The organism is Runella sp. CRIBMP (assembly GCF_009905605.1).
Classification (GTDB): Bacteria; Bacteroidota; Bacteroidia; order Cytophagales; family Spirosomataceae; genus Runella.
Window position 1 is genome coordinate 107,920 of the sequence record NZ_JAAAKZ010000005.1, and the last position, 21,312, is coordinate 129,231.

The 21,312-nt window shown below is 47.0% G+C and carries 15 protein-coding genes; 9 read left to right on the forward strand and 6 right to left on the reverse strand.

Going from position 1 to position 21,312, the window contains the following annotated elements:
• Nucleotides 1-33: 33 nt before the first annotated feature.
• Complete coding sequence (gene scpA, locus GVN20_RS15405; protein WP_166559201.1) at nt 34-2,172, reverse strand: methylmalonyl-CoA mutase; 2,139 nt, start codon at nt 2,170-2,172, stop codon at nt 34-36.
• 57 nt (nt 2,173-2,229) lie between these two features.
• Nucleotides 2,230-3,609 carry a methylmalonyl-CoA mutase family protein gene (locus GVN20_RS15410; protein WP_166559202.1) on the reverse strand — a complete coding sequence of 460 codons (1,380 nt, stop codon included), beginning with the start codon at nt 3,607-3,609 and terminating at the stop codon, nt 2,230-2,232.
• Between the two features lie 363 nt (nt 3,610-3,972).
• Here GVN20_RS15410 and dnaA point away from each other — a divergent pair, with 363 nt between their 5' ends.
• Together dnaA and GVN20_RS15420 are read left to right on the forward strand one after the other, a co-directional pair.
• Nucleotides 3,973-5,400, forward strand: coding sequence for a chromosomal replication initiator protein DnaA (gene dnaA / locus GVN20_RS15415; RefSeq protein WP_166559203.1), 1,428 nt, complete (start codon nt 3,973-3,975; stop codon nt 5,398-5,400).
• A 19-nt stretch (nt 5,401-5,419) separates the two neighbouring features.
• A complete protein-coding gene (locus tag GVN20_RS15420; RefSeq protein WP_166559204.1) occupies nt 5,420-6,376 on the forward strand; it encodes a GNAT family N-acetyltransferase in 957 nt (318 codons plus the stop codon).
• 113 nt (nt 6,377-6,489) lie between these two features.
• Here GVN20_RS15420 and lysM read toward each other — a convergent pair whose 3' ends face one another.
• Nucleotides 6,490-6,954, reverse strand: a complete 465-nt coding sequence (lysM, locus tag GVN20_RS15425; protein WP_166559205.1) for a peptidoglycan-binding protein LysM — start codon at nt 6,952-6,954, stop codon at nt 6,490-6,492.
• A gap of 137 nt (nt 6,955-7,091) precedes the next feature.
• Here lysM and GVN20_RS15430 point away from each other — a divergent pair, with 137 nt between their 5' ends.
• The 4 genes from GVN20_RS15430 to GVN20_RS15445 all read left to right on the forward strand — a co-directional run bounded on the left by GVN20_RS15430 (nt 7,092) and on the right by GVN20_RS15445 (nt 10,778).
• Nucleotides 7,092-8,084 carry a 2-hydroxyacid dehydrogenase gene (locus tag GVN20_RS15430; RefSeq protein ID WP_166559206.1) on the forward strand — a complete coding sequence of 331 codons (993 nt, stop codon included), beginning with the start codon at nt 7,092-7,094 and terminating at the stop codon, nt 8,082-8,084.
• Nucleotides 8,081-8,530: a GNAT family N-acetyltransferase gene (locus GVN20_RS15435; protein WP_166559207.1), complete on the forward strand. Its 450-nt coding sequence runs from the start codon at nt 8,081-8,083 to the stop codon at nt 8,528-8,530. The genes GVN20_RS15430 and GVN20_RS15435 overlap by 4 nt, the downstream gene beginning before the upstream one ends.
• 24 nt (nt 8,531-8,554) lie before the next feature.
• The gene (locus GVN20_RS15440) at nt 8,555-9,496 is read left to right on the forward strand and encodes a serine hydrolase (protein WP_166559208.1); all 942 of its coding nucleotides are present in this window, start codon (nt 8,555-8,557) and stop codon (nt 9,494-9,496) included.
• A 109-nt stretch (nt 9,497-9,605) separates the two neighbouring features.
• Nucleotides 9,606-10,778, forward strand: a complete 1,173-nt coding sequence (locus tag GVN20_RS15445) for a sialidase family protein (protein ID WP_166559209.1) — start codon at nt 9,606-9,608, stop codon at nt 10,776-10,778.
• A gap of 137 nt (nt 10,779-10,915) precedes the next feature.
• On the opposite strand, the gene GVN20_RS15450 is transcribed toward GVN20_RS15445, so the two are convergent.
• Both GVN20_RS15450 and GVN20_RS15455 read right to left on the reverse strand, forming a co-directional pair.
• Nucleotides 10,916-13,432 (reverse strand): TonB-dependent receptor, encoded by a 2,517-nt coding sequence (locus tag GVN20_RS15450; RefSeq protein ID WP_229599082.1) that lies wholly within the window; start codon nt 13,430-13,432, stop codon nt 10,916-10,918.
• Nucleotides 13,433-13,531: 99 nt separating this feature from the next.
• Complete coding sequence (locus tag GVN20_RS15455) at nt 13,532-15,355, reverse strand: ABC transporter ATP-binding protein (protein ID WP_166559211.1); 1,824 nt, start codon at nt 15,353-15,355, stop codon at nt 13,532-13,534.
• A 198-nt stretch (nt 15,356-15,553) separates the two neighbouring features.
• On the opposite strand from GVN20_RS15455, the gene GVN20_RS15460 reads away from it, so the two are divergent.
• The 3 genes from GVN20_RS15460 to GVN20_RS15470 all read left to right on the forward strand — a co-directional run bounded on the left by GVN20_RS15460 (nt 15,554) and on the right by GVN20_RS15470 (nt 20,871).
• Nucleotides 15,554-16,636, forward strand: a complete 1,083-nt coding sequence (locus GVN20_RS15460; protein WP_166559212.1) for a hypothetical protein — start codon at nt 15,554-15,556, stop codon at nt 16,634-16,636.
• Nucleotides 16,637-16,745: 109 nt separating this feature from the next.
• Complete coding sequence (locus GVN20_RS15465; RefSeq protein WP_166559213.1) at nt 16,746-19,823, forward strand: PVC-type heme-binding CxxCH protein; 3,078 nt, start codon at nt 16,746-16,748, stop codon at nt 19,821-19,823.
• A gap of 235 nt (nt 19,824-20,058) precedes the next feature.
• Complete coding sequence (locus GVN20_RS15470; RefSeq protein ID WP_166559214.1) at nt 20,059-20,871, forward strand: DUF6973 domain-containing protein; 813 nt, start codon at nt 20,059-20,061, stop codon at nt 20,869-20,871.
• Between the two features lie 3 nt (nt 20,872-20,874).
• Here the strand turns inward: GVN20_RS15470 and GVN20_RS15475 are convergent, their stop codons facing one another.
• Nucleotides 20,875-21,309 carry a nuclear transport factor 2 family protein gene (locus GVN20_RS15475; protein WP_166559215.1) on the reverse strand — a complete coding sequence of 145 codons (435 nt, stop codon included), beginning with the start codon at nt 21,307-21,309 and terminating at the stop codon, nt 20,875-20,877.
• Nucleotides 21,310-21,312 lie beyond the last annotated feature (3 nt).

A 21,312-nucleotide genomic window follows, 5' to 3' on the forward strand; every position in this document is an offset into this window, starting at 1 on the left:
GGCACCTTCAAGTGGGATATTTGTTTTTTTTCTTTACTCTCCCATCAATTCCTTCAAAATCTTTTGGGCCGCGACCGAAATCACCGTTCCGGGGCCAAATACACCTTTGACACCCGCTTTGTACAAAAAGTCGTAATCCTGCGGAGGAATGACTCCCCCCGCAATAACCATAATATCTTCCCGACCGAGTTTTTTGAGTTCTTCAATGAGCTGAGGAACAAGCGTTTTATGTCCTGCCGCAAGGCTAGACGCTCCCACAATATGTACATCATTTTCGGCCGCCTGACGGGCGGTTTCTTCGGGCGTCTGGAACAATGGCCCCATATCGACATCGAAGCCCAAATCTGCGAAACTCGTCGCAATAACTTTGGCCCCCCGGTCGTGGCCATCCTGCCCCATTTTGGCCACCATAATTCGTGGTCGACGGCCTTCCAACTCGGCAAAGCGGTCGGTCATTTCGCGGGCAATTCGGAAATTCTCGTCGTCCGAAACCTCCGCACTATAAACTCCTGAAATAGAACGTATCACGGCTTTATATCTTCCAAAAACGTTTTCCATTGCATCCGAAATCTCCCCGAGAGTAGCTCTCACACGGGCCGCCTCAATCGCCAACGCCAGCAAATTAGTTTTATTATCCATCCCTCCCTGCTGTCGGCAAGCGTCCGTTATGGCCGCCAATGTCCGTTGTACTTTATCCGAATCCCGTTCGGCCTTTATACGCGCAAGTTGCGCTACCTGCGCTTCACGAACGGCTTTATTGTCCACTTCCAACAATTCCAGCGGCTTTACCGAATCGGGTTTGTACTTGTTTACACCCACAATTACGTCTTTTCCACTGTCGATGCGGGCCTGCTTACGGGCGGCGGCTTCTTCGATTCGCATTTTGGGTAATCCCGCTTCGATGGCTTTGGTCATGCCGCCCATTTCTTCCACTTCTTCAATCAACGCCCAGGCTTTTTCGGTCAGTTCTTTGGTCAAATATTCGACGTAATAACTCCCACCCCACGGGTCTACCACGCGACAAATATCGGTTTCGTACTGTAAATACAACTGCGTATTGCGGGCAATCCGCGCCGAAAAGTCGGTCGGCAACGCAATGGCTTCGTCGAGCGAATTGGTGTGTAAACTTTGCGTATGTCCCAATGCCGCCGCCATGGCTTCAATGGTGGTTCGGGCCACGTTGTTGAACGGGTCCTGCTCCGTCAGGGACCAGCCCGATGTCTGGCAATGCGTGCGCAATGCCAACGATTTACTGTTTTTGGGCCCGAACTGATTAACAATTTTAGCCCAAAGCAGTCGCCCCGCCCGCATCTTGGCGATTTCCATAAAATGGTTCATGCCAATGCCCCAAAAAAACGACAAACGAGGTGCAAAACCGTCAATGTCCATACCCGCTGCCAGCCCCGTGCGCAGGTATTCTAAGCCATCAGCCAGCGTGTAGGCCAGCTCAATGTGCGCGGGAGCGCCCGCTTCGTGCATGTGGTAGCCGCTAATACTGATGCTGTTGAATTTGGGCATAAACTTACTGGCATACGCAAAAATATCACCAATGATACGCATACTCGGCGCGGGCGGATAAATGTAGGTATTACGCACCATGAACTCCTTCAAAATATCGTTCTGGATGGTCCCTGCCAATTGCTCGGGTTTTACGCCTTGCTCCTCCGCCGCAACGATATAAAAGGCCATGATGGGCAATACCGCTCCGTTCATAGTCATCGACACCGACATCTGGTCGAGCGGAATTTGGTCAAACAGCACTTTCATGTCTTCGACACTGTCAATCGCAACGCCTGCCTTGCCCACATCACCCACCACGCGCGGATGGTCAGAATCATAGCCTCGGTGCGTGGCCAAGTCAAACGCCACCGAAAGTCCTTTTTGGCCGGCGGCCAAATTCCGACGATAAAAAGCATTGGACTCCTCGGCCGTAGAAAAACCAGCATACTGGCGAATCGTCCAAGGCTGCAGGACGTACATCGTGCTGTACGGGCCGCGCAAAAAAGGCGGAATCCCTGCCCCAAAACCCAAATGTTCCGCCTCCCGAATATCCATTTTGGTAAACGTAGGTTTCACTTTGATGCCTTCTGCAGTCACAAAAGGTTTGCTCGACCCCATTTCCGTAATTGGGGCTTGAATGGAAGAATGTATGTTGAGGAAGTTGGGTTTCATTAGTTGTAGTTCAACTATATTTTTTTAGCAATATTTTGGGAAATTGAGCGATTTGTATCATCGTTCAAATGTTTGAGCGATACGTTGGGGATGAAGTAATTTAAAAGACACGGTTTTATTGACGGCTTCGGGAGTTGGAGTATATTTTACAGGCACTTCTTCATCCACCCGAAATTTGTTCACACCTACCATTACCCGCGTTCCCTGTTGAAGGGCGGCTAGGGTCTCAGTTGCGTTTTGTTTGATTTTATTTTGAATAAAATCCTGTTCAAAAGCTGCCAATAAGCCTCCTTTTTCTTCTACTTCCAAAAACAAACTCCAAGCGGCCTCTGCCAATTGTTGGGTCAGGTTTTCGAGGAAATAACTACCCGCCGCAGGGTCAAGGGTTTTATCGAGATAACTTTCTTCTTTCAGCAAAATAGAAATATTTCGGGCAATACGTTCCGAAAATTCATCTGGCGTCCTAAACGTGGAGTCGTATGCGTGAACGGTCAGCGCATCACAACCGCCAATAACCGCGCTCATGGCCTCGGTTGTCGCCCGCAACAGATTGGTATTGGGCGTAATGGCCGCATCGTAGAAAGTCGAAGTTTGGGCGTGAACGTAGGCTATTTTAGGCTCTATTCCCCAGCCCATCTGCACTCGTTGCCATAAAAACCGCAGCGCCCGCAACTTCGCGATCTCCATAAAGTAGTTGGTACCCATCGAAACCGAAAAATAAAGTTTCGAAAAAACGGCATCTGGGTCAAGGCCCGCATCGGTCAGCTTATCAGCATACGTCACCGCCGAAGCCAGCGCGAAGGCCAATTCCTGCGCCGCGTTGGCACCTGCATTGTGAAACACATGGCTACTTACACAGATGGTTTTGAAGCTAGGCGATGCTTTTGTCGCGATGGCTACCGCTGCCAATTCGGCAAAATACGTTTCCGAAAGTTGCCCCGTCATCATCCATGTTGCCAAGCCATCATCGGCCAAACCACCTTTCATTTGGTACGCAATAAACGTTTGAAGAGCACGAATCAAAGCGTTGTTTTGCCCGTTGATTTGGAAAAATAGAGGCGTATCGCTGAGTTTTATTCCGTAGAGAAGTTTGGTAAACTCAATGGTTTCGAGGTCGGTATTCCGTAAGTCGAGCGTCAGGGCATCAACGCCTTTCTGCAAAACCGCCAGCATCGCCGCATTGGTAGCCCGCTCGCTTTCATAAGTCACTATGGGTTGATTCAACCAGCCTAATTTCTTTTGTTGAGCCGCCTGCAACCCCGTAAGCTGTGTTTCTTGCACCTCTTGGTCGGTATAATAGGGCTCCACCACAAAGCCCTCGGGGGTATTCCACAACAATGTCTTGTCGTAGTCTTTACCTTTCAAATCTTTGAGCGCCTGTTGTACCCACGCGTTTTTATCGGATGGCGAAAATTCTGAAAAAAGGGAAAAGCTCATGAACTGTTTTTAATAAAAAAAAGTACGTTTTACGTTACTGAAGGTAAAAATAGGAGTTATATTTTGAGCTTTCAACTTCCTACAAAACAAATACCGTCTTATCTATCCTATCTATAATACAATATTAGCTTGTACCATTTTAAATTTGCCATTCCAAAAACAAAATCAGTATATTTAAGTCATTGTTTCTAATTCCTTTTTCCTATTTTTGCAACCCTTAATTTAAGGGCGGTTGTGCAAAAAGGGCTTTTAGTGACCTTATATGTATTCGGAGCTAAACGTTAAAAATCAGATTTACTGACACTTAGATAGTACTCTCTCAACATTTTTGGACCGTTTTTTACGAATAACTCAGGATACTCAGTGGATAGTTTTTTTCAACAAGAAGTGGCTGTTGTATGGGAAAAGTGCCTTCAAGTCATTAAGGCCAACGTTCCCGAACAGAGCTTTAAAACTTGGTTTGAGCCGATAGTTCCCTTTCGGCTTGCAGGGAAAACTTTGACCATACAAGTTCCGAGTCAATTTTTTTATGAGTGGCTGGAGGAAAATTACATTCACGTGCTGCGTAGGGCACTCGACCACGCCATCGGTCGCGACGGCCAACTGGAGTACTCTATCATCGTAGATACGGGCGGTGACCGACAGCCTCCTATCAAGGTTCACGTTCCGACCACCAACTCACCCGAAGCCGCCGAAGCGCGTCAAAAAGCCGCTTCTGAGCCGAAAAAAGCCACCCCTCAACCTCCGCGTAGCCCCGATTCATCAGAGTTGGATTTGTACCTCAATCCTACTTATAGTTTTGACAATTACATCGAGGGAGATTGTAACCGCTTGGCTCGCTCGGCAGGCATGGCCGTGGCGCAACGCCCCGGGGTGACCTCTTTCAACCCGTTGTTGATTTATGGCGGCGTAGGGCTGGGCAAAACGCACTTGGTGCAGGCCATTGGCAACCACATCAAAGGCCATCACCACGATAAATTTGTGTTGTACGTTTCGTCAGAGAAATTTACCAACCAATTTATCAACGCCATCAAAAGCAACACGCTCCAAGATTTCACCGATTTTTACATGAAAGTCGATGCGTTGATTCTGGACGATGTGCAGTTTTTGTCAGGAAAAGAAAAAACGCAGGATACGTTCTTCCATATATTCAACCACTTGCACCAATCGGGGCGTCAAATCATCATGACTTCCGACCGCCGCCCGAGCGAGTTGCAGGGCTTACAAGACCGATTGCTCTCCCGCTTTAAATGGGGCCTAACCGCCGACCTCCAGCAGCCCGACTTTGAAACAAGGATTGCCATTATTCAGCGCAAATTGCAGGCCGAGGGGATTTATATCGAATACAGCGTCATTGAATACATTGCCCACAGCGTCAATACCAACGTGCGAGAATTAGAAGGGGTAATTATTTCATTGATGGCCCAAGCTTCGCTGGTGCGCCGCGATATTGATCTCGATTTGGCCAAAACCGTCATGAAAAACATCGTGACGGCCGAAGACCGCGAAGTCAATATTGATACGATTCAGGAAATCGTGTCGGATTATTACGACGTGAGCATTGCCGATTTGAAAGGTAAAAGTCGGAAGAAAGAATTAGTTTACCCACGTCAGGTAGCGATGTATTTCGCCAAAGAACTGACGGATTTATCGCTAAAATCCATCGGTTATCATTTTGGTGGCCGCGACCACAGCACCGTCATTCACGCCATCCAGACCATCAGCGATTTGATGGAACAGGATGATTCGGTCAAAGATGCTGTTCAAAAAATTCGGAGTACTTTTAGTTAGTAATCAGACGATTAATCATGTGCCCGTCCTTCTACTTCATCGCTCCCAACTAGATTCCACCCAATGGGATGATTTTATTGCTGCTTCTCCGCAGCAGATTCTCTACGCCTATTCATGGTATTTGGATACGGTTTCGCCCGATTGGAAGGCGCTGGTATTGACAGAAAATGGCCAATGGCAAGCGGTAATGCCTCTACCTTGTCGCCAAAAATGGGGTTTGAAAGTAATACACCAACCTTTTTTCTGTCAACTTTTAGGAATTTTCACCCACTCAAACGTTGATTTTCAGGAAGCATCAAATCTGCTTTTGTCCCAATTGACTACCTCATTTCGCTACGTTTCTATTTATACGGGGCGCTTTGCTGCGCAAACGGTTTTTCCCAATTCATTAAAAATAAAAAAAGCGAGCAATATAATTTTACCGCTGCACCTCCCCTACGCTGTTCTTTTTCAAAACTATTCAAATGACCGAAAAACGAACTTAAGGCGCGCACAACGATTCGGTTGGCAGTCTAAACAAAGCACTGACATTGAGCCGATTATCCAACTATTTCAAGAAAATCATTCCTCCCAAATTGTGGGTGGAGTATCGGAGAAAGCATACGATTTATTACGTAAACTAACGGCGGTATTAGCGCAAAAAAACGCCCTGCGATTGGTCTATGCTACCAAAGATGGGTGCATTGAAGCAGGCGCATTGTTTGCGATTTTTGAGAACCGAATCATTTATCTTTTCAATGCGGCCTCCCCTACGGGTCGAAAAGGAAACAGCCGCACATGGTTGATTGACCAAATCATCCAAGAATACGCCAGCATTGACCTCATCTTTGATTTTGAAAGCCCCGAACTTGATTCTATTGCTTCATTTTACCAAAGTTTTGGGGGAGTAGAAGAAATATATACCCAATTCACATTCAATGATTTGCCTTTTCCGTTGAAGCAAATTCAAAACTGGAGAATTGAAAAATTAGCTTAATAAAAAACCTATAAATAACTGATAATAAATCAGTTAATCTCACAAAAAAGGGTTAAAAGTTAGGCAAAATTACCTCAACTTTTAACCCTTTTAAAATTCTAAATCTTTGCGAACTAAAGCGCAGGAATGCGTAAAATCTGGCCTGGATAGATTTTATCAGGATCAGACAACATTGGCTTATTGGCTTCAAAAATGACCGGATATTTCATCATATCACCGTAGTAATGTTTCGCAATCAAAGAGAGCGTATCTCCCTTTTTCACTTCATGATACTGTGCTTCAGGAGCTGGAGTTTCCACAACGAGGTTATTGTCAACCGCCTCTACGCCTTCTACGTTACCAACTGCCAATGCAATCTTCTCAGAATCTTCCTGAGCAGCTACTTCTCCTTCAAGAATAACCGTGTGGCCCGATACTTTTACAATCAATTTGTTGTAAGCAAGCCCAAGCGTCTTCACATGCTGTAATAAAGCACTGGCTTTTAAGTCAGCAACTTTTTCGGGAGCAGCGGTTTCAACTTCTTTGTCTTTACCAAAGACTTTTTCACCTACTCCTTTAAAAAATGACATGAGTCCCATAATTGTTCGAGATTTTGATTAAGTTTTAGAAAAAATTACTTGGCAACACTCAAATCTACCTTTTTTTTAAGTCCTTGCAAATCCTTTGACTATTATTTTAGTGTTTGGTCACTTTTAATATAAGCAAAATATCCATTATGAAAATTTCTTTCTTCAGTTCGAAGTCTTATGACCGCAGCTATTTTAATCGCTTCAACACGTCCTATCAGTTAAAGTTTTATGATACCGATTTGAGCCTCGAAAGCATAGATTTACTGAGTGACAGCCAAGCGGTTTGTGTGTTCGTCAACGACCAACTCAACGCCGAAGTCATTGAGCAGTTGGCCGCCAAAAATGTCAAAATTATCGCGCTGCGCTGCGCGGGGTTCAACAATGTGGATTTACAGGCCGCCAAGGCCCACGGAATTGCGGTGGTGCGCGTGCCGGCGTATTCGCCCCACGCCGTGGCCGAACACGCCGTAGCACTTATCCTGACGCTCAACCGCAAAACCCACAAAGCCTACAACCGCGTACGTGAAGGGAATTTTTCGCTCGAAAGATTGACGGGCTTTGACCTGTTTGGCAAAACAGTAGGCGTAATCGGAACGGGAAAAATCGGCGAAGCCTTTGCCAAGATTATGAAGGGATTTGGCTGTCGAGTATTGGCTTATGATCTGCAACCCCACCCTGATTTGGTTGCTCTTGGCATTGAATACGTTGCTTTGGAGGCCTTGTTTACCGCCTCCGACATTGTTTCGCTGCACTGTCCGCTTACGCCACAAACCAACCGCCTCATCAACGCCGATACCTTGCAACAAATGAAACCCAACGCCATGCTTATTAATACCAGTCGGGGTGGGTTGGTGGATACGAGCGCGGTGATAAAAGCCCTCAAAACGGGACATTTGGGTTATTTTGGCATTGATGTGTACGAGCAAGAAGCCGATTTATTTTTTCATGATTTGTCAGAAAGTGTCATTCAAGACGATATGCTGATGCGCCTGATGTCGTTTCCGAATGTCCTTATCACTTCTCACCAAGGCTTTTTTACGGAAGAAGCCCTGTGTCAAATAGCGCAGGTTACGTTTCAAAACATCCGCGATTTTGAAGCTGGTCAACTAAATCCCGCCACCACATTGGTACAACCATGATTGAGTACAAAACCTTTACAAATCAACTTCCCGAGGCTGTTTTAGAAGCCGTTCTAACGCTTCATTTTCAGGTTTTTGAGGGGCAAGAACGCTCCCAACTCATTCAAGAAATCAACGAAACGCCTCATCTTTTGACCCTCATTGCGTACGAAAACGACGATGTCGTTGGCTACAAAATGGGCTACCGACGCAAGGAAGGGCATTTTTACAGTTGGTTGGGCTGCGTATTGCCCACTCACCGAGGACAGGGAATTGCGGGTCATTTAATGGAGCTACAACACGAGTGGTGCCGCGCCAATGGCTACCATACTGTGCGTACCATGACCTACAACAAATGGCGTAACATGTTGATTTTAAACCTAAAACACAACTTCAACATTGTAGGTATATTTGCAGATAATCCAGGTGCGCCTAAGATTGTTTTGGAGAAAAATTTGAATCAATGAAAGATTCCAACTCGCATTTTATCAATGAAAAAACACCTATTTCTCTTTTTCCTGTTTGTAATTGCTTTGCAAACAAATGCCCAACCTTCGGCCGTACAAAATGCAAGGGTGGATAAAAAACTAACGACCCAGCTTCAGGAAGCCATCAAAGGATTTAGGGGCGATGTAGGCGTATATGTACGTAATCTAAAAACCAACAAAATTGTCGAAATCAATGCTGATACGCTGTTCCCTACGGCGAGCATGATTAAAGTACCGATTCAGTGCGGGCTGTTTGACAAAATCGCCAAAGGCGAGCTTCGCTACAACGCTATTCTTACCTACAAAGACTCCTTGCACTACGACGACGGTATCGTGGGTTCGTTGAAAGACGGCGCTAAAATTCCGCTCAGCGAAGTGGTCATGCTCATGGAAACCGTCAGCGACAATACGGGCAGCCTGTGGTGTCAAGCCTTGGCAGGAGGCGGAAAATCCATCAACGAATGGCTCGACAAAAACGGTTTTACGGCCACGCGCGTCAACTCGCGCACACCTGGGCGCGAAGCCAACCGTACTCGCTACGGCTGGGGCCAAACCAGCCCGCGTGAAATGGCTGAGCTATTTGCCATGATTCGACAAGGCCGCGCCATCAGCCCCGACGCCTCCGACCGGATGTACCGCAACCTCACCCGCCAATATTGGGACGGAGAGGGGTTGTCACAACTCCCGCCCGACATCAAAACAGCCTCCAAAAACGGAGCCGTCAATCGCTCGCGCTCTGAGGCCGTGCTCGTCCATGCTCCCCACGGCGAATACGTCTACTGCGTTATTACCAAAAACAACCTCGATGAAAGCTGGACTTCTCAGAATGAAGGCTACGTTTTGCTACGCAAAATCAGCAAACTACTCTGGAATTACTACGAACCCAAGTCCAAATGGCAGCCTCCCCTCAATTTTGAAAAATGGTATCAGGAAGCTGTAGAATAGCATTGGGAGCCGCTTTTTAGATGTTCATGTGGGTTTATGTCGGTATTTTCAGGAGGGTTTTGCCTTTTAAAGGTGTTGATCTTTTTTGCTTAAACCACTCCACCCGACAATGAAAAAACACTGTTCGTTGATTTTATTTTTCCTGATTTCATGGATTTTTACCACCGCACAGGTTCCTGGCTCGGTGGTTGCGTACAGTCCAGCGGCCTCGGGTTTGTACATCGGCTCACCGAGTATTTGTATTTTATCCAACGGTGATTATCTGGCATCTCACGATTTGTTTGGCCCGAAATCCAATGAGTTTGAACGTCCAAACTCCCGAATTTATCGCTCCAAGGACAAAGGCAAAACATGGACGCAGATTTCTGAAATCAACGGCCAATTTTGGTCAAAACTCTTTGTGCACGAAAAAGGGCTGTATTTCATGGGAACAAGCAAGCACCACGGCAACACCATCATCCGGAAATCTACCGACGGCGGCGTGACTTGGACCGAACCCACCGACGGTGAAAACGGCCTACTTTTAGCGGGCGAATACCACTGCGCGCCCATGCCACTGATTGAACACAACAGCCGCCTCTGGCGCGCCATGGAAGATGCCATGGGCTCCGTCAAAAAATGGGGAAAACGCTACGGTGCTTTCATGATGTCTATCCCCTTGGGGGCCGACCCCATGAAGGCTGCCAACTGGACAAGCAGCAACGTATTGCGTTATGATTCGACCTTGCTTAACGGAAATTTTGGCGCTTGGATTGAAGGAAACGCCGTCGTTGACCCCACAGGACAATTGTGGGATGTGCTGCGTGTAGATGATAAATCAACGTTAGAAGAAAAAGCCGCCTTCGTAAAAATCAGCGACGACGGCAAAACGGCCACGTTTGATTCTAACACAGGCTTTGTCAAATTCCCGGGCGGGAGCAAAAAATTCGGCATTCGGTACGACCCCAAATCCAAACTATACTGGACCATTGCCAATTATATTCCGCAGGAAATCAAAGCCGCTAATCCAGGCAAAAACCCCGCGAGTATTCGGAATACCCAGGCGCTTTTCAGTTCCGAAGATTTGCGTAATTGGGACTTACGAATAATTTTATTACAACATCCCGAAATTATCAAACACGGCTTTCAGTACGTAGATTGGCTTTTTGAAGGCAAAGACATCATCTTCCTTTCTCGCACCGCCTTCGACGACGGCCAAGGCGGGGCCCACAACAACCACGACGCCAATTATCTCACTTTCCACCGAATCAAGAAATTTCGGAAGATTGGGGTGAAGGAATAAAAATTTGAAATCGTAAAAAATAACTGGCTACTATTTACATTATGGTCAATTCTGATGGCAATTATTGGGATGGCATTGGAACCTGTTATTCAAAATTTAATTCGTACTGGTGATATTGGCACTTAACTTCTATAGCCCTACCGATACGTCACTGTCACGTAATAAAAACCACCGATTTGCGGACCGCCGAGGATGGAGAAATAATAGCGGTTGAGGAGGTTGGTGCCGCCGAGTTTGAAATCCACTTTTTGTTTGGGTAAAGAATACGTAATCTGTCCGTCAAAAACGTTGATGGCAGGCACATTGCCGTTGACCAAAAACGATTGGTAATAGAATTGGCTTTGGTGTTTGTAACTAAGTCCAAAACCGATATTTTTAAACAAATTGGCGTGGCTAACGGAGACATTGGTCATCCATTTGGGGGTATTAAATCCATCTTCTAAGCCGTCATTTGCTTCTTTGCGGTCAAGTTGGGTGTAAGTAGCATTGGCCGCAACAAACCACCCCTGCATAAACCGATACCGACCGCCAAGACTCGCCCCATAATTGCGAACAATGGTTTTGGAATTGGTCCAGAGGCGATAACGCTGCTGTTTAGACCGGTCGAGCATGATATAGCCCAGCGAGTCAAGCGTAGAAACATTCGGAATATTGGCTTCTACTTGCGCCATAAAATCTTGGTAGCGATTGTAATAAAAGTCGGCGTCAACAAACAAACGTTTCTGAAAAAACAGCCCTTTGTAGCCGATTTCTAAAGAACGAATAAACTCCGGACGGAGGTAGGTATACGTATTGCGTTGCAGAAGTCCGAGGTTGGATTTGACCAAACTGTCACGTTTGCTTACGCCCAACCTGTTCACGCCCGCATTTACTGCCGCCTGAAATGCATCAATCGACGTGCGTATATATGAGTTTTCAAAAATCCCCTGCGACATTACCGGCAAGCCGCCTACGCGTTTGACCCCGCCGCTGTTAATGTTAGAAAAACCCTCAAAAATACTCGGAAAGCGATACCCGCTTTGGTAGGATGCCCGAAAATGGTGTTTTTGGCTTGGGGAATAAACTGCCGTAAAACGCGGATTAAGTTTGGTGGTAAAATAATCGGCTTTGTCGACGCGGAGCGTAGTCCCGAGTTTGAGCTTTTCACCAAAAAGTACCTTGGTGATTTGCACAAATCCACCCGTTTTTCCATACGTTAGATTTTGGCTATCACTGACTGGATTGATGAAATAATTTCCATCTGGCACAATGGCGTAGGTGCGGTGGTCAAAGCCCGCCAAGATTTCAATTCCCGTTTGTTTTCGCCATTTTTCAAGCCATTCTTCCGTCAGGTTCCATTGGCCTTCGGCATGGTACAGCTTGGCTTTGACCCGCAACGCCGCGCCTACGTCCCAGTTGTTGATATTCTGCAAACGAGCTAAACTGTTCGTAAAAGCCTCAGTGCCCGGCTGCGGGCGGCCAGCATCGGCAAAAGTACGGGCTTCAAGCAAAGCATCGGCCAACGAAGACTGGTTTTGTACCTGCCGAAAACGCGCTTGAAAATCACTAAACCATTGGTTATCTGACTTATATCCACGGTCAATATTTTCTGCCATCGAGCGAAGATTGTAAGAATCTCCCGTATTTTCGGACGTAACATATGCCCGAACCTGAAACACCCGACCGCGCAGTTGAAAAGCGTGCTGTTGCAACAAATAGTTGACTAACTGAAAGCGATTAGAGCGTTGATAGACATTATTGAGATAGGCAATCCGATACGTGTAGTTCAGTTCAACGGCTTTCGTAGGACGGAAATGCAGGCCCGCATCGGCCTTTAGGTTCTGAAAATGATAATCAACCACGTCCGATTCATGGTACCCCGTACGCGCCACGACAATGTTGCGGTTGGCCAAAGTCAGCGTGCGCCGATTGGCGGACTCATTGCCGTAGCCGCTTACGGGGTCGTAGGCGGGGTTATCAGCGCCCGTCAGTCCAGCCGAGGCATTGATGGTGGGCGATATATCAGTGCGGTCGGTGGCTTGCCAATCGTAACCTTTGGTAAACGTCCCGTTGATTTTAAACGCCCAACGGTCGTTCCAAGCGTGGGCGTAACGCAGATTGCTTTCGTTGAACAATTTGGCCGTTATCGCCTTATCATTCAGGTGATTTACCCCTAATTTTTGCTGAAAACTCAACCCCAAATGTTCAAAAGGATTTTTGGTTTGGAAATTTGCCAAGCCGTTGATGGCGTTCATTCCATACAACGCCGAGGCTGTTCCGGGAATAATTTCAACGCTCAGAATATCCAAATCGCTCGGCCCGAGGGCATTGCCGACTGGCGCGCCAATGTGCGGTGACTGGTTATCAATTCCGTCAATGAGCTGGGCAAAGCGCACGTTTGTGGTATTGGCAAAACCTCTGGTATTAAGCACTTTAAACCCTAAACTCGGCACAATCAAATGAACACCTTTGATGTTTTCGAGGGCATCAAAAAACGACGGTTGTGCCGAACGACGAAAATCCTGCATCGTCACTTTCTCAATACTTACGGGCGATTTCAGCAGGCTTTCTTGCAAACGCGAAGCCGAAATAACCACTTCGTCTAACCGAAAAATACGGTTTTGTAGAGAGGTGGTATCTTGCGTCTGCGCGCCAACGCTTAACGAGGATACCAAAATTCCAATAAACGTTATGAACCGCCCAAGTCTCATTCAGAAAAGCGTTATTTTTTCAAAGATATAACGCTTTTCTGAAAAGGCAAAATCAAAACACGATTACAAATATCCCCTAGCCTGCAATTGAAACAGTTCGGCGTAGCGTCCTTTTTTTTCCATCAAATTTTCATGACTTCCCGACTCGATGAGCTGGCCGTTTTCAATCACGATGATACGGTCGGCCATGCGAACGGTAGAAAAACGATGCGAAATCAAAAGCGCCATTTTCCCTTTGGTCAACTCCGCAAACCGCTGAAAAACTTCATATTCGGCGCGGGCATCAAGAGATGCGGTAGGTTCGTCCAAAATCAACAATTCAGAATCTCTCATGTAGGCCCGGGCAAGGGCGATTTTTTGCCATTCTCCCCCCGAAAGCTCCACGCCCCCGTTGAAATGCCGCCCTAACACCTGCTGCAAACCGTCAGGAAAGCGTTTAATTAGCGCCGACGCCAAGCTGCGGTCGGCCGCTGTTGCAATTCGGTCAAGGTTGTTGAGTTCGTTAATATCTCCCACCGCAATGTTGCTCTGGGCTGTCATCATTAAACGGATGTAATCCTGAAAAATAACCCCAATGTGGTGCTGTAATTCTCCTAATTCATACTCCCGCAAATCGCGCCCTTCGAGCAAAATACGCCCTTCGGTGGGGTCATATAAGCGGGTGAGCAACTTAACGAGCGTTGTTTTTCCTGCCCCATTTTCCCCTACAATTGCCAATTTTTCGCCCGCTTTCAACGTAAAATTAAGGTTTTGAAAAACCCATCTTTCAGCACCTGGATACCTAAAACTGACGTTTTCGAATACAAACCCTTTTTGGATATTAGAAGGAAATGGAAGCGGTTTGGGAGGAGAAATCACTTCGGGTTGTAAGTCAAAAAACTCAAAGAAATCTCGTAGGTACAAAGTCCCCTGCGAGATGGTCGTAAACCGGTTAAGAATACCTTCAAGGGACGCTTTCAACTGCCTAAACGAGCCCGCCAAAAACGTCAAACTTCCAATCGTAATGGCTCCCTTGATGGTTTCAATCCCGATAAAAGCGTAGGCTCCGTAATAACCCGCCGTACCAATGGCCGCCAACAGCGCCCCCCAAACCGCCCGCCGAATGGCTAACTTTCTGTTTTGCAAGTAGTAAGCCGTTGATAATTCGCGAAAACGTTCCGTCAAAAACCCCGAAAGACTAAACAATTTTACTTCTTTCGCATTGACATTGCTCGCTCCAATGTAACGTATATAGTCCAATTCGCGGCGTTGGGGCGTCCATTGATAAGACAGTGCATAACTCTGCGAATTGAAATAAAACTCCCCAAAAAAGCCCGGAATAATACTTAACACTAAAATCAAAATCAACCATGGGCTAAACACCGCCAAACCTGCGGCCAGAAAACCAATGGTAATTATATCCTGCACCTGCGCCAAAGTCTGAGCCAACAACGCCGTCCGCCCTACGGTCTGTTGACGGGCGCGTTCGAGCTTGTCGTAAAAAACAGGCTCTTCAAATTGGGTCAAATCGAGCGTTGCCGCGTGTTGCATGATTTGAATCGACGACCGATTGGCGTGCAAATCGCCCAAAAGTCCATCCAATAGCCCTGTTATACGGTTCAGAACATCGGAGCTCATCGCCAACGCCAATTCCATCCCAATCAACACCAACAAATGTCGAGTATCAGTAGAGTGGTTATTAATAAGCAAAACCACTTCATCAATGATTAACTTTCCCAAATACAGCGTCAAAAACGGAATCACCGACCGAATGAGTCGTAAGCCCACATTGGTCGCCGTCATCCACGGCTGCGTATGCCAAATTTCTTTTAAAAACAGTGGTAAGTATTTGAGTGCCTGTATTCTGGCTTTGATGGTAGGGAGTTGATGTTTATTTTTTTGAGCCATTGTAGGTGATTTTCAATTGCCAAGGGGCAAATGTTGACTTTACAGAAACAGAAACCCGTCGCATTTAGTGCCGAAAAATAAACGGGCCTCTTAACGAACAGGTTATCTGAATTACTTTAGTAAAAAAATTAGAAAGAAACGTATAAAACAAGAAGCCCTCTACGCTTTGGGAAATCAATGGGCGCAGAGGCACAAGCCATGGATACCAAAACTTATCAACTATTCTTTGTCAAAGACCTCGCGGATTTTTCCGATGGCACCCTCTTTGAGTTAGAAAATCAACTCTACAGCCACGCACAAATTAGCAAAGCCTCCAATGAACGCATGAGGGACATTGCCGATTGGGAATATGAAACCAAAGGTTATTTATTGCCCGACCGGGGCGACGGTGTTCAAGCAATTCTGCCCGAAGAAAAAGTCATCGCTTGCGCCCCCTTTTCTCAAAATTTCTCTCCCCTCAAAGGACGAATTCAGGTAACAAAAGCCACCACCAAAAGTGTACGGTTTCCCGATGCCCCCGCCCCGTCCAACGCTCCGGTGGGGATAGTGACCCGCAATCAAGTTTCTGTTTTTCAGAACATCCATTTTCAGCGGCTCCTCATTGAACTGAATTCTGAGCCTTTTGAAATAGAACAAATCAGCGTTTTCCATAAAGTAAAGGGCCTTGAAGTAGAATGTTATTATGCTCCCAATCCAAAAAACGAAAATGGAAAATGGATCATTAGCTGTGAATTCAGCCACATTATGTTTGGCTTTTACGAAGTCCAGGTTCAATTTACCAACGGCTGGTATTACAGCATCGACCTCATCAAACATTATCCCGAAGAAGTAAAAGAAAAGTACCCTTTTTCGGATCAATTTTCCGCCATCTCGGGCCAACGCGCCGTTTTTACGCCGATTCCTGAAATTGGGTTCGACCTTTCCAAGTATGATTTATCCAACCATTCCAACACTGTGATGAGCACCAACGAATTAGGTTTCAGCGATGAGCTATTAAATGATGCCATGGAATTGAGCATCGAATGGGGCGAGAATTACCGCAAGCCCATTTATGAACGATTACGCAAAAAATATCCCCACATCACCGCCGAGCAGGCCGAAAAAATTCAAAGACACTGTCGTGAAGCAGAATCGTACATCTACGCCATGGGCGAAAAAGAACTCAACGGCGACATTACAGAGGCCGACATTGTGCCCCTTGCCCAACGAAAATACCCGTGGGTGAACGCCCGGCATTGGTATCGGCTGAAAAATATCGCGATGTATTACGCCCGAAAATGATATTCCTATCCACGTCTCCCAGAAGCTATACACCAAACACATTATAATCCCCAAACATTTTGCTTTAACAGTTAATTGTTCAAACGACATTTTATAAATCCGGATACTTATGAAAAAATACCTTTGGGGACTGGGTGGGTTGGCGCTGGCCGGCTCTTTGTTGGCAACTTATCAAAACGACAACCCAAGTCGCGGGGCTCAAACGACCCTCGACAGTGTATACGCTACCCTCACGCAGGAACAAAAACATGAATTGAAATACGCCGTGGGGGCCTTGGAAGTGGCCGACGGGTTGGAAGCCAATCTGTTTGCTTCAGAACCGATGATTACCAATCCGACCAACATCGACATCGACCACAAAGGTCGAATCTGGGTGTTGGAGGCCTACAACTACCGTCCGCACATTACAGGAAATGCTACCCACAAAGAAGGCGACCGCATCATGATTCTGGAAGATACCAACGGCGACGGCAAAGCCGACGCCAGCAAGGTGTTTTATCAGGGGCCCGAAGTCAACGCGCCCTTGGGGATTTTGGTGATGGGCAACCGCGTGTTGGTTTCGCAAAGCCCGTACGTGTGGTTGTTTACGGACGAAAACGGGGACGACAAAGCCGACAAAAAAGAAATCATCTTTCAAGGAGTTAAAGGCGAGCAGCACGACCACGGAATGCACGCTTTCACCTTTGGGCACGACGGTAAACTATATTTTAACTTCGGAAACGAAGGCAATCAGCTACTCGACGGCAAAGGCCAACCCGTGCTGGACCAAGACGGACAGCCTATTGACCGCAAAAAATACAAGCAGGGAATGGTGTTTCGATGCGACCAAGACTTCAAAAATGTAGAGGTATTGGGACATAACTTCCGTAACAACTACGAAGTAGCCGTAGACAGCTACGGCACCATGTGGCAGTCAGACAACGACGACGACGGCAACAAAGGGGTGCGTATCAACTACGTAATGGAATACGGCAACTACGGCTACACCGACGAAATGACGGGTGCAAGCTGGAGCGCCAACCGGACCAACATCGAATCAGAAATCCCGCTGCGCCACTGGCACTTGAATGACCCCGGCGCCATCCCCAACCTGCTCCAAACGGGTGCGGGCTCGCCCACGGGCATGTTGATTTACGAAGGAGACATGCTGCCCAAAGTATTTCAAAACCAGATGATTCACTGCGATGCAGGCCCCAACGTGGTTCGCTCATATCCCGTTGAAAAAAATGGCGCTGGTTTCAAAGCCAGCATCGTAAATGTACTCTACGGAAAGCGCAATCAGTGGTTTCGCCCGTCGGATGTGTGCGTAGCCCCTGATGGTTCACTCTTTGCCGCCGACTGGTACGATCCAGGCGTGGGCGGCCACCAAGCGGGAGATTTGAACCGAGGCCGCATTTACCGCGTAGCACCTGCCAATACGGCTTACAAAGTGCCTACGTCGGATTTCAGCACCTTAGAAGGAGCGTTAAAAGCAATTCAGAGCCCCAATGTTTCGGTACGTTACATGGCTTGGAACAAAATTCGTAGCCTTGGGCAAAGTGCCGAAAGTGACCTCGTAAAAATGTATCAAACCTCCCCCAATCCCCGCATGAAAGCCCGGGCGTTGTGGTTGTTGACGAAACTTTCCAACGGCACTAAATACGTAGAACTTGCCTTAAAAGATACCAATCCAGACATCAAAATCACGGCTATCCGCGCAGCGCGCCAGATTACTGCCAAAGGCGTATTGCCGTTGTCGATTGAACATTTGAACACTTTAGCGGCTGACCCCGACGCGCAGGTGCGCCGCGAAGTAGCTTTGGCGATTCGTCACATCAGCGACGATTTGGCCGCCGACGTGTGGGCACAATTGGCCACCCGTTACGACGGAAAGGACCGTTGGTATTTAGAAGCCCTCGGGGTGTCGGCCGATGGTCAATGGGATAAATTCTACAACGCATGGCTCAAAATGGCGGGGTCTAATCCAACGGCCACCCCCAAAAACCGTGACATTGTATGGCGGGCGCGTACGGCCGCTTCGGTGCCGCTGTTGGCCTCGCTGGCAGGTGATAAAAATGTGCCGCTCAACGACCGTTTGCGCTATTTCCGGGCGTTTGACTTCAACCCTGGCGCAACCGAAAAATCAAACGCTTTGTTGGACATCATGAAGGGCAACACCGACAACGACGTGGCTAAATTGTGCCTGCGCCATTTGGATCCTGGCTTTGTTAAAACGTCGCCCGTGGCGCAGCAATCCCTGCAAAAACTGTTGGATGCCAGTTTTGGCACCTCCGAGTACATGGATTTGGTGCAACGCTTTGAGCCAATTTCGGAGTCAAAACGTCTTTTACAAGTGGCCACCGAAAAACCCATGCAACGCGACGGCCGCGACGCCGCCCGTCAGCTGTTGAAGCAAGAACAGGCACCACTATTGTGGGCCACCATCAACGGTAAAGATGCCGCCAAAGCGCAGAGTGTGGTCACTTCTTTACGGAGTGTGGGCACCAAGCAATCCATCGACATACTCAAGGCGGTTGCCCTTGACCCCAAACGCCCCAAAGCCCTCCGGGCCGAAGCAACGCGGGCGTTGGGCGGTAGCATGGACGGCGAAGATTTGGTATTGGCGCTGTTGAAAGAAGGCAAATTTAGCGGTGATTTAAAAGCCGCTGCCGTACAAGGCGTGAGCAGTGCTTGGCGCAAAAATGTAAGAATAGAAGCCGCCAAATACTTAGATGCCGCCCCCAGCAAAGCAGGCAAAAAACTGCCACCCGTAAGTGAACTGATGGCCATGACAGGCAACGCCGCCAACGGGCAAAAAGTGTTTGCCAATTACTGCGCCATCTGCCACCAAGTCAATGGTGAAGGCAACGATTTTGGGCCTAAATTATCGGAAATTGGCAGCAAACTGGGCAAAGATGGTCAATATATGGCTATTTTCTACCCAAGTGCGGGGGTGAGTTTCGGCTACGAAGGCTACGAAGTAAAGTTCAAAGACGGCACGACCACCGTGGGGATTGTTTCGAGCAAAACCGAGACCGATTTACTACTCAAATTTCCCGGAGGCACCACCCAAAGCTACAAAATGAGCCAAGTGGTATCGATGAAAAAAATGGATGAGTCGCTCATGAGCGCAGGCCTACACGAAGCCATGAGCCAACCAGAATTGGTGGACTTGGTAGAATATTTATCCAGCTTAAAACGAAAGTAATTTTTAAGCAAAGTTTAAGCCACATTTAAGTACTTTTTAAGGATTAATTTGGACATTTGACCTAATCAAACGAAAAGCTATCACGTAAGTCGAAATTCTTTTTCGTTTTTTGTGGTGTTATATATACTCAGATACCCGACGTGCCAATCCAAGTGCGCGTCGGGTATTTTATTAAGACGGATAGCCCTATACTTTAAAGAAGTTTCAGTGAAAAACTTGAATTTATCTCCCTACTATGAAATACCATTTATCAACAATTGTCTTTTGTTTCTTCACCACCGCCACTACGTTCGGGACAAACCCCCATCATCTACTTGGCTTAAATCTCCGCGTGCAGGCGTTGGCATTCATGTACCCTGCGCAGGCACAGCTCATTTTTGATGCGGGCAACGAAGCCAATGCCTACACCGACCAATTTTTTGGGACAGGCGCACAAAGCCAAAATGACAATAGTTCCAACGCTTTCCGACATTCGCTTTGGAATGCGCTTGCGGTCAAAAAACTGAAAGATGCGGGTGCCAACGATGCCACGGCCAACGACATTGTGCAGCAATTCACGTCGGCTTATGAGTACAATGAAGCAGGAACGGCGCTGGTCAAAACGGCTGCTTCGGCCATGGATTTGCACAATAACTTAGTGGGACGTTCCTTTAAAAACTACACAACGGTAAATCAATTATTGGACAGTCTATTTCTAAAAGCCATTGAACCCAAAGTGATTACGTCTACCCTCAGTCAGATTTTGGCGAGCCACAATGCGGATGTCAATACCGCATGGAATTTGTTGGAAAACACCGATAGCTCCGTCCTGAACGTTAGTAAATTTTTGGTTAGAATTGACCCCTGTACGGTTTCGTTGGTGTTGAATCACACCATTACAGATACGGTCAAATTTGAGGTTAGTACCCATATCCAAGCCCAAAATATCCTTTCGCCTTCGGCCAAAGTGACTTATGATGCCCAAAATTATGTATTACTAAATCCAGGATTTAAAGCAGACGAAGGAAGTACTTTTTCTGCGTATGTGGATGGATGCGGAAATAAGTAGGGCTTATTTTTTTGCTTCTGCTGCTTTTTCAACAGTGGAATGATGCGAGGCGGCAAACATCCATCGGTCGTTTTGCTTTTGGATGGTGTAAGTAAACGCCACTGGATTTCCTCCAAACGTATGGATACCACTGGCTACAATCAAATCACCTGACTTAATGAATTTTAGATCAGAGACTTCGCTGTTGGTGCTCTTTCGTCCTTCAGCCCCTTTGACCACAGACTCTCGGTACGAAAACAAACCTTTGGTATTGGTATACCTAAAATCACTCGGAATGCGGCTGTTGAAAAAGCTGTGCGGGTCGGTGTTGTATTCTGTGATAAACAATTGGAGTACTTTTTCAGGATCATCCGTATTGTCTTTTTGGGCAAAACTGAACGAGTGAATGCTCAGAAAAAGGAAAGTACAAAAAGCGATTTTTACTGGTAAAGTTTTCATTGA

Excerpts from the sequence above, each read along its gene's own strand:
- GVN20_RS15475 (WP_166559215.1), bottom strand. The coding sequence starts at position 21,309 with ATGAAAACTTTACCAGTAAAAATCGCTTTTTGTACTTTCCTTTTTCTG.
- GVN20_RS15435 (WP_166559207.1), top strand. The coding sequence starts at position 8,081 with ATGATTGAGTACAAAACCTTTACAAATCAACTTCCCGAGGCTGTTTTA.
- scpA (WP_166559201.1), bottom strand. The coding sequence starts at position 2,172 with ATGAAACCCAACTTCCTCAACATACATTCTTCCATTCAAGCCCCAATT.
- GVN20_RS15440 (WP_166559208.1), top strand. The coding sequence starts at position 8,555 with ATGAAAAAACACCTATTTCTCTTTTTCCTGTTTGTAATTGCTTTGCAA.
- lysM (WP_166559205.1), bottom strand. The coding sequence starts at position 6,954 with ATGGGACTCATGTCATTTTTTAAAGGAGTAGGTGAAAAAGTCTTTGGT.
- GVN20_RS15460 (WP_166559212.1), top strand. The coding sequence starts at position 15,554 with ATGGATACCAAAACTTATCAACTATTCTTTGTCAAAGACCTCGCGGAT.
- GVN20_RS15470 (WP_166559214.1), top strand. The coding sequence starts at position 20,059 with ATGAAATACCATTTATCAACAATTGTCTTTTGTTTCTTCACCACCGCC.
- GVN20_RS15445 (WP_166559209.1), top strand. The coding sequence starts at position 9,606 with ATGAAAAAACACTGTTCGTTGATTTTATTTTTCCTGATTTCATGGATT.
- GVN20_RS15465 (WP_166559213.1), top strand. The coding sequence starts at position 16,746 with ATGAAAAAATACCTTTGGGGACTGGGTGGGTTGGCGCTGGCCGGCTCT.
- GVN20_RS15455 (WP_166559211.1), bottom strand. The coding sequence starts at position 15,355 with ATGGCTCAAAAAAATAAACATCAACTCCCTACCATCAAAGCCAGAATA.
- GVN20_RS15430 (WP_166559206.1), top strand. The coding sequence starts at position 7,092 with ATGAAAATTTCTTTCTTCAGTTCGAAGTCTTATGACCGCAGCTATTTT.
- GVN20_RS15410 (WP_166559202.1), bottom strand. The coding sequence starts at position 3,609 with ATGAGCTTTTCCCTTTTTTCAGAATTTTCGCCATCCGATAAAAACGCG.